The sequence below is a fragment of the Vibrio sp. 10N.237.312.B06 genome (assembly GCF_041464685.1).
GTDB lineage: Bacteria > Pseudomonadota > Gammaproteobacteria > Enterobacterales > Vibrionaceae > Vibrio > Vibrio tasmaniensis_A.
Genome location: NZ_JBFSPI010000188.1, coordinates 1 through 1,878 on the forward strand (window position 1 = coordinate 1; position 1,878 = coordinate 1,878).

Here is a 1,878-nt window from a genome sequence, read left to right on the forward strand (position 1 = left end):
AATAATGACTACCAGTTTTTATGGGGCTATTTTTTCTTATGAGGGTGTCCTGTCTTACTGGAGCCGATAGTGGCTTAATCATTCCGTTTACTAACCTTTCTATTTTTAACGAAGGTAACAATTAAAGCCGCTAACGCCAGTAGCTGAAAAAGCCAAAATCCCGCTGATAAAGAAAAGAACGCTTATTTTATACTTACGGAGAAAATTTATCGGAGTCTCAATGTTTGAATATTTAAAAATTGAGACATTTTGTAAGAGTGTTTGTACCCCAATCTAGTATGGCTTTTTTGATATTTTGTTCTGATATCTTTCAATAAGATATACTGTGTGTTATTTTTTATTCTAATTATGCCTCTCATTGCTTATGGTTTTTACTAAATAATGAAAAAATTATTACTCATTACTTCGATGTTAGTTGCTTTAATTCCTAACGCTTTCGCTTACCAAAACCCAATCAACAGTTGTACTCATCTAAACGATGGAGAAATATTTGATGTCACGGAGCTATCAAATATTTGTTTCACCACAGAGCTTATTTCCATAAATATAATCAACTCAGAAAAAAATACAGATGTTTATATTTCAGACAATTTGGAGATGGTGGCTCTGAGAGGAGGTCAATACATGCGAGTAGGGCACGCTTTTTACTTATCTTCTGATGCTCCTTATGGAATTACTCGTCGAGGTGGGAATATAGTTATATTTGGACAAGAAGACTTTGCTGAAGCACTTGAGGGAGGAGTTCACTCTGCCCCAAAGTCGTTAACTAGGATGAAACGAAGTGCGAAGAAAGGAGGGGGTAATAACGGTAACACGGGCTCAGGATCAACTGGAGCCGTAGGTGCTGCTGTTGGTAGTGCAGCTACTTCAAACGGTACCGAGCGTGAAATGATTAACAGTGGCATTGGGGCTGGTGTTGGTGTTATCGCAGCCGGCCTCGGTAGTCGTGTTTTTGGTAAAAATGGAGGAGAGGTCATTGGAGCGGTAACTTCTGCTACAGTGACTAATGCTCTTAATAACGCAGAAGCAGGTGGTGCAAAATCTATAGGCACGCTATCACATAATAGTATGGGCGGTTCTGGTGGGTGTGTTGGATGTCATTAATTGTTTATGCTTTCGCCAAGACAATTTGAAGTAGTGTTAAGTGGTATAAAGCATTTCTTGTCTGGTTTTCTCTCTATAGTTTTGGTCAACAATACAATTGAGAACGCCAACATTGGAGTCAAATGGATTATTACTTTGATAGCATACTTATTGTTGCTATCTGCAATTCAGAAGGTTTTTGATTTTATACAAAAGAACTAGGGCGTGTTGATCTTTGCTGTACATTTCGCATTCAACAATACATCGGTAGCTACATCAACATGAATGTCAGCGACAACATGCTGGCATAATTCCTTTCTAGCTTTAGCAATTTAACGTAACGTCACTTAATCCGCAGTGTTCGGCTAACGGTGTTCGTGATAGGTTTTAGCTCTCTTGTCTACCAGTTTGGTAGTGATTGAGCGATCGTTTATTCGCCATTATTGACTTAGTGCGAACTCAAAATTAGATACAAAAAAGCCTCCCTTATGGGAGGCTTTTTTGTTAGGGAAAGTCATGACCGGTTAAAAGGATCATTGAGATCAATTGCTTTTGGGATTAATCTCTTTCCCTAGATGTGAAAAAACCACCCTGCAAGGTGGTTTATTTCGGAATACTTAAACGATTGAAGCCCGTTAAGTCCTTTCATGATAGCCATATCGTTAAAGCACTTCAAGTACTCCTGCACTCTGTTTGGACTCAAGATGTTTTGGACAGAGCGACGCGCATCAGCCACCGATCAAGGGATATTCCAAAGGTGGCATGGTAAAGGCACTAATCAGAACTAAGCAAACG

At 39.2% G+C, this 1,878-nt stretch carries 1 protein-coding gene; it reads left to right on the plus strand.

All coding sequences use genetic code 11. From position 1 onward, the window contains the following. The first annotated feature begins 381 nt into the window (after window positions 1-381). Window positions 382-1,104 (plus strand): hypothetical protein, encoded by a 723-nt coding sequence (locus AB6C75_RS23415; protein WP_372046045.1) that lies wholly within the window; start codon window positions 382-384, stop codon window positions 1,102-1,104. Window positions 1,105-1,878: the final 774 nt, after the last annotated feature.